This window comes from Kitasatospora sp. NPDC057542 (assembly GCF_042801945.1).
GTDB lineage: Bacteria > Actinomycetota > Actinomycetes > Streptomycetales > Streptomycetaceae > Kitasatospora.
In genome coordinates, this window is record NZ_JBHVFE010000476.1 from 1 (window position 1) to 6845 (window position 6845).

Here is a 6845-nt window from a genome sequence, read left to right on the forward strand (position 1 = left end):
CCCCGCGACGCGAGTCGCCCGGCGACCGCCCCTCTGCCGTCCCCGGACACCCGGCAACGGCCCGACCCCGCAGGTGCCGGGGGCACGTGCGGGCCGGTCCGGGGACGGCCGCCGCAGCACCTGTCCGAGTCGCCGAGCCGCATTACCACCTGGGGGCTTTCGCTGTCTCGCGGAAGTGCTTTTCCGATGATCTGTTCTACCGCGCTGCTGTGATTCCCCGGCGCCGACCTGGCCCAAGGTGACATGCTGCTCCAAGTCAGGGGGGTTGGTCCCAATGTCCGAAGTGTTCCGAGGACTGCCGTTCCAACGAGCACCAGAGGTCCGGCCGGAGGTCGAAGTGTCCGCCAACGTCAATCCCACCGTGCGCCGCCGGCGCCTCGGTTCGGAGCTGCGCAAGCTCCGCGAGGGCCTGGGCATGACGGCCGAGGAGGTCGCCGGCCGGCTGATGGTCTCCCAGTCGAAGATCAGCCGGCTGGAGAACGGCCGCCGCAGCATCAGCCAGCGCGACGTACGCGACCTCTGCGACGTGTACAACGTGCCCGACGACAAGTTGCGCGCCAGTCTGATGGAGATGGCCAAGGAGTCGCGCCAGCGAGGCTGGTGGCACGACTTCAACGACATGCCGACCCCGTACAGCGTCTACATCGGGCTGGAGGCCGAGGCCTCCTCGATCCGCGCGTACGAATCCTCCTTCGTCCCCGGCCTGCTGCAGACCGAGCACTACGCCCAGGCCGTGGTCGAGGGCACCCAGCCGGACACCGACGCGGTCGCCGTGCAGCGCCGGGTCCAGGTCCGGATGAAGCGCCAGGAACGCGTCCACGGCGAGAACCAGCTGGGCAGCCTGTGGACCGTCATAGACGAGGCGGTGCTGCGCCGCGAGGTCGGCAGCAAGGCGGTGATGGCCCAGCAGCTGCAGCAGATGATGGAGCTCAGCCAGCGTCCGAACATCACCATCCAGGTGATCCCGTTCTCGCACGGCGCCCATCCCGGCATGACCGGGACATTCTCGCTGCTGGAGTTCCCCGAGTCAGCCGATTCCACGGTTGTCTACTTCGAAGGTGTGACGAGCGATCTGTACCTGGAGAAGGAGGCGGACGTGCGCCGCTATACCGGTCTGTACGACTACCTGAGAGCGGCCGCACTCGGTGTCGCGGAGAGCCGGTCGCTGATAGCCGACATCGAGAAGGAATTCCACGAATGATCACCCCGTCCGAGTACGGAACCCGTTGGCGCAAGAGCAGTCACAGCGGGGGCCAAGGCGCCTGCGTGGAGATCGCCGTCCCAGGCGCGGGGGAGGTGGCCGTCCGGGACTCCAAGGACCCCCGGGGCCCGCAACTGCGCTTCTCGACCGAGGCCTGGAACGCCTTCGCCTCAGCGGCGGCGGGCGACGCCTTCGGCGAGCTCCCCGGCTGACCCACCCCACGCGGTTCCGCACTCGGACCAGTTGCCCGTAGCGGTGTCCGTCGCCCTCGGCGGCGGTCGGCGCTACGGGCAACTTCCGTGTCAGGACCCGGTCTCAGCTCACCACCGGGTAGCGGGCGGTCCAGTTGGCGCCCTCCGGAGTCTGCCGGTCGTGCAGTTCGGCGCCGTGCACCAGCTCCAGCACGAAGTCGTCGGCGAGTTCGAGGATCGCCCCGCGCCCTTCGAGCCCGGCCAGCAGGCCCGGCGGCAGCGCGGTGTCCCCGTGCAGGGCCCCGAGCAGGTTGCCGCAGATCGCGCCGGTGGAGTCGCTGTCACCGGAGTGGTTGACCGCGAGCAGCAGGCCCGAGCGCACGTCGTGCGCGACCAGGGCGCTGTAGACCGCGATCGCCAGCGCCTCCTCGGCCACCCAGCCCTCCCCCAGCGCCTCGACCCGGTCTGCGGACGGCTCGCCGGCCCGCACCGCGTCCAGGGCCGCCCGCAGCGCGGCGGTGGTCTCCTCGTGCGCCTGTCGTTCGGAGAGCAGGGCGAGCGCGAGGTGGACACCCTCCTCCAGGGTGCCGCCGCGGGCGACGGACTGGACGATCACCGCGAGCGCGCCCGCCGCGAGGTAGCCGGTGGGGTGGCCGTGGGTGAGCACCGAGCACTCCACCGCGAGCTGGAACACCAGGCCCGGCTCCCAGGTGGTGAGCAGCCCGAAGGGCGCTGCCCGCACCACGGTGCCGCAGCCCTTGGAGTGCGGGTTCTTGGGGGCCTCCAGGGTGCCGAGCCGCTCGGCGTCGGCCCCGCTGAGGCCGGACAGGCAGCCCTGGCCGGGCGCGCGCTGGGCGTACAGCCACTCCTCGCGGCCGAGCCAGCCGAGGTCGGGGCGACGCTCGTCCGGGCCCCAGTCGCGCTGGGTGGCGGCCCAGCGCAGGTAGGCCAGGTGCAGGTCGGTGGGCGGGTGCCAGCTGCCGCTGTCGCGCCGGATGTGCGCGCGGATCAGCCCGTCGACGGTGAAGAGGCTGAGCTGGGTGTCGTCGGTGACGGCGCCGGTGCGCCCGTAGGCGGGGACGTAGCCGGTGACGCCCTGCGGGCCGTGCTGGGCCCGGATCTTCTCCAGCGACTCGAACTCGACGCCGGCACCGAGCGCGTCGCCGATGGCACCGCCGAGCAGACAGCCCCGCACCCGGCTGCGGTAGTCCTGCTGCTGGGCGCGTGACCACAGTGGCATCACGACGGGGCGCCTTTCCTCGGGTGTGGGGGTCCGCGCGACGCTCGGCCGGGCGCGCGCCCTCGCACTGTATTCGAAGAGCCGATCGAATCGACGCCGTCCCTCGGACTTCGGTGCCCCGTCCCGGCCGCCGTACGGGCGGCGGCCGGGAAGCCGCCCGGGATCAGTCCAGCACCGGCAGCAGCTCCGGCAGGTGCCCGTCCGAGGCCAGCGCCGCGGCCTGCCGCTCGGCCGGCACCTCGCCGTACGTGGTGGTGCGCTGGCGGTGCGGGCGCCCCGCCGCCCCGGCGATCGCCTGGAGGTCGCGCACCGACTTGTGACTCCCGTACGCCGAGCCCGCCATCCGCGAGATGGTCTCTTCCATCAGCGTGCCGCCGAGGTCGTTGGCCCCCGAGCGGAGCATCTCGGCCGCGCCCTCGGCGCCCAGCTTGACCCAGCTGGTCTGGATGTTGGGGATGTGCGGGTGCAGCAGCAGCCGGGCCATCGCGACCACCGCGCGGTTGTCCCGGGCGCTCGGGCCGGGCCTGGCGATGCCGGCCAGGTAGACCGGGGCGTTGGTGTGGATGAACGGCAGGGTCACGAACTCGGTGAAACCGCCCGTCCGCTGCTGGATCTCCGCGAGCAGCCGCAGGTGGCCCAGCCAGTGCTTCGGGGTGTCCACGTGCCCGTACATCATCGTGGACGAGGAGCGGATGCCCAGCTCGTGCGCGGTGGTGACCACCTCGACCCAGGTGGCGGCCGGCAGCTTGCCCTTGGTGAGCACCCAGCGGACCTCGTCGTCCAGGATCTCGGCGGCCGTGCCCGGGATGGTGTCCAGGCCGGACTCCTTGGCCCGCTGCAGCCAGTCCCGGATCGACAGCCCGGTACGGGTCGCGCCGTTGACCACCTCCATCGGCGAGAAGGCGTGCACGTGGATGCCGGGCACCCGCTCCTTCACCGCGCGGGCGATGTCGAAGTAGGCGGTGCCGGGCAGGTCCGGGTGGATGCCGCCCTGCATGCAGACCTCGGTGGCGCCCACCTCCCAGGCCTGCGCGGCCCGGTCGGCGACCTGCTCCAGGGAGAGGGTGTAGGCGTCCGCGTCGGTGCGGCGCTGGGCGAAGGCGCAGAAGCGGCAGCCGGTGTAGCAGACGTTGGTGAAGTTGATGTTCCGGGTGACGCAGTAGGTGACGTCGTCCCCGACGGCGTCCCGGCGCACCGAGTCGGCGATCCGGCACAGCGCGTCCAGGGCCGGACCGTCCGCGTGGAACAGGGCCAGCGCCTGGTCGTCGGTCAGCCCCGTCGGGTCGTCCGCGGCCACCGCCAGGGCCTCCCGGAGGTCCCCGGCCAGCCGCTCGGGGGCGCCCTTCGCGAGCACCTGCTCGCGCAGCACCTCCCAGTCGCCGTACACGTCCTCGAAGTCGGCCCGGCGGTCGCCGGTGCGGCCCTCGGTGTCGATGGTGGCGTGCAGGTCGGTGCGCCCGTACGACTCCGGCAGGTCCTCGGGCTCCTGCCAGGGCAGGCCGCGGACGACCGCGTCCGGGTCGGCCAGGCCGGTGGCCGGGTCGGCCAGGGCGCGCACGTGCGGCAGCACCCGCGGGTCCAGCCAGGGCTCGCCGCGGCGCACGTACTCGGGGTAGACCGCGAGGCGCTCGCGCAGTGCGAAGCCGGCCGCCGCCGAGCGCTCGGCCAGCCGCTCGATCTGCGGCCAGGGGCGCTCGGGGTTGACGTGGTCCGGGGTGAGCGGGGAGACCCCGCCCCAGTCGTCGATGCCGGCCGCGATCAGCCGCTCGTACTCGCCGTCCACCAGGTTCGGCGGGGCCTGGAGGCAGGCGGCCGGGCCCATCAGGTGCCGGGCCACCGCCACCGTGGCCACCAGCTCGTCCAGTTCGGCGTCCGGCATGCCGCGCATCGCGGTGTCCGGCTTGGCCCGGAAGTTCTGCAGGATCAGCTCCTGGACGCCGTGGTAGGCGCGGGAGACCTTGCGCAGCGCGAACAGCGACTCGGCGCGCTCCTGGTACGTCTCGCCGATGCCGATCAGCAGGCCGCTGGTGAACGGGACGGAACTGCGCCCGGCGTCCTCCAGCACCCGCAGCCGGACGGCGGGCTCCTTGTCGGGGGAGCCGAAGTGCGGGCCGCCGGGCTCACTCCACAGCCGGGTGGCGGTGGTCTCCAGCATCATGCCCATGGAGGCGGAGACCGGCTTGAGCCGCTGGAAGTCCGTCCAGCTCAGCACCCCGGGGTTGAGGTGCGGCAGCAGGCCGGTCTCCTCCAGGATGCGGATCGACATGGCGCGCACATAGGCGATGGTGTCGTCGTAGCCGTGCGCGTCCAGCCACTCGCGGGCCTCGGGCCAACGGTCCTCGGGCTTGTCGCCGAGCGTGATCAGGGCTTCCTTGCAGCCGAGTTCGGCGCCCCGGCGGGCCACCTCCAGCACCTCGTCCGGGGACATGTACATCCCGTGGCCCTCGCGGCGGAGCTTGCCGGGGACGGTGGCGAAGGTGCAGTAGTGGCACTTGTCGCGGCAGAGCCGGGTGAGCGGGATGAAGACGCTCTTGGAGTAGGTGATGACGCCGGGGCGGCCGGCCGCTTCGAGGCCGGCGTCCCGGACCCTGGCGGCACTGGAACAGAGGTCGAGCAGGTCCTCGCCTCTGGCCTGGAGCAGCACGGCGGCCTCGGTCACGTCGAGGGCGACGCCGTCCCGGGCGCGGCGCAGGGCGCGGCGCATCGCGTTCGCGGTCGGCGGGGTGCTGGCGTCCGTGGCGGTTCCGTCCATGGCGCGACCCTACGCCAGCGATGGGACCCAGGGTGGATCCAACCCTGAGGCCGTCTCAGGGTCGGCGTACCCAAGAAGGCCACCCCGATCTGGCCCCACAGGGCGATGACGGCGGCGGCGCGGCGGCCTCTAATGGAGGAGCAAGAGCAAACACACGTGGACACGGAGGAGTTGAGGACGCCATGACCAATGAGAAGGCGGCGGGGGACGATCTGGACGGCGGCGTGCCGTACCGCTCCCGGCGACGCGTCCTGATGCGCGCCGGGGTGCCGGCGGCGGTGGCCGCGGTGATCGCCGCCGGGGTGGGGCTGGTCCCGGCGCTGGCCGCCGACGGCGCGCCCGACCTGCCGACGCTGACGGCGGAGCAGCTGGTCGCCAAGGTGCTCGGCTCCGAGACGCAGGCGCTGTCCGGGACGGTCTCGATCAGCACCGACCTCGGTGTGCCCGGCCAGCTGCTGGGCGCGGCCGGCGGGGCGGTCGGCGGGCACGGCGGCGACAGCCAGGGCTCCGCCGCGGACCCGAAGTCCAAGCTGCTCGGCCTGCTCGGTGGGGACCAGACGCTGCGGATCGCGGTGGACGGCCCGGACCGCCAGCGGGTGGACGTGCTGGAGAAGATGGCCGGCTACAGCCTGGTCCGCAACGGTGACCAGGCCTGGGCCTGGGACAGCTCGTCCAACACCGCGGTGCACATGACCGGGCGGGCCGCCGGCGAGCAGCACCCCAAGGCGCCGCTGTCCGAGCTGCCGACCACCCCGCAGGAGGCCGCCAAGCAGTTCCTGGCCGAGAGCGCCGGCACCACCTCGGTGACCGTCGCGGGGACGGCCAAGGTGGCGGGGCAGAACGCCTACCAGCTGAGCGTGAGGCCCACCCAGTCCGGTTCGACCCTCGCCGAGGTCCGGATCGCGGTGGCCGCCGACAACGGGGTGCCGCTGTCGGTGGCGGTGAAGTCCGTCGACGGCAGCACCGTGCTGAACGTCCGCTTCACCCAGGTGTCCTTCGCCAAGCCGGCCGACAAGACCTTCGACTTCACCGCCCCCGCGGGCGCCAAGGTGACGGAGCAGAAGGCGGACGGCGCGGCCAAGGGCGCGCCGGGCGAGGCCCGGGAGCACCGGGGCACCGGGGCACCCGAGGGCGTCGACGTGATCGGCGAGGGCTGGACGACGGTCGTCTCCACCCGGCTGCCGAACGCGGTGGACGCGGCGCCGAAGGGCGACGCCAAGGGCGGCAAGCACGGCGGCCACGGGGACAAGGCGGCGCAGTCGCTGAACCCGCAGGCCATGGTGAAGTCGCTCGGCAAGCCGGTCGACGGCGGCACCCTGGTGAGCACCAAGGTGCTCAACGTCCTGCTGACCGACGACGGCCGGGTCCTGGCCGGCGCGGTGACCCTGCCGGTCCTCCAGCACGCCGCCGGGGTGAACTGACGGATGACCAAGGCTCCCGTAACGGGGGACGTTACGGAGC

At 72.8% G+C, this 6845-nt stretch carries 5 protein-coding genes; 3 read left to right on the forward strand and 2 right to left on the reverse strand.

The annotated features are described in order from the left end of the window. Positions 1 to 337 precede the first annotated feature (337 nt). Positions 338 to 1201: a helix-turn-helix transcriptional regulator gene (locus ACFU7Y_RS36940; RefSeq protein ID WP_224282912.1), complete on the forward strand. Its 864-nt coding sequence runs from the start codon at positions 338 to 340 to the stop codon at positions 1199 to 1201. Beyond that, entirely contained in the window at positions 1198 to 1413 is a 216-nt protein-coding gene (locus ACFU7Y_RS36945) for a DUF397 domain-containing protein (RefSeq protein WP_380770980.1), read from the forward strand. Before ACFU7Y_RS36940 ends, ACFU7Y_RS36945 begins: the two co-directional genes overlap by 4 nt. A 103-nt stretch (positions 1414 to 1516) precedes the next feature. Here the strand turns inward: ACFU7Y_RS36945 and ACFU7Y_RS36950 are convergent, their stop codons facing one another. Both ACFU7Y_RS36950 and ACFU7Y_RS36955 read right to left on the reverse strand, forming a co-directional pair. Further along, positions 1517 to 2632, reverse strand: coding sequence for an ADP-ribosylglycohydrolase family protein (locus ACFU7Y_RS36950; RefSeq protein WP_224282910.1), 1116 nt, complete (start codon positions 2630 to 2632; stop codon positions 1517 to 1519). Between the two features lie 163 nt (positions 2633 to 2795). After that, positions 2796 to 5384 carry a bifunctional FO biosynthesis protein CofGH gene (locus ACFU7Y_RS36955; protein WP_380770981.1) on the reverse strand — a complete coding sequence of 863 codons (2589 nt, stop codon included), beginning with the start codon at positions 5382 to 5384 and terminating at the stop codon, positions 2796 to 2798. A gap of 182 nt (positions 5385 to 5566) precedes the next feature. Between ACFU7Y_RS36955 and ACFU7Y_RS36960 the strand changes: the two genes are divergently transcribed. Beyond that, positions 5567 to 6805: a DUF2092 domain-containing protein gene (locus ACFU7Y_RS36960; protein ID WP_224282908.1), complete on the forward strand. Its 1239-nt coding sequence runs from the start codon at positions 5567 to 5569 to the stop codon at positions 6803 to 6805. Positions 6806 to 6845: the final 40 nt, after the last annotated feature.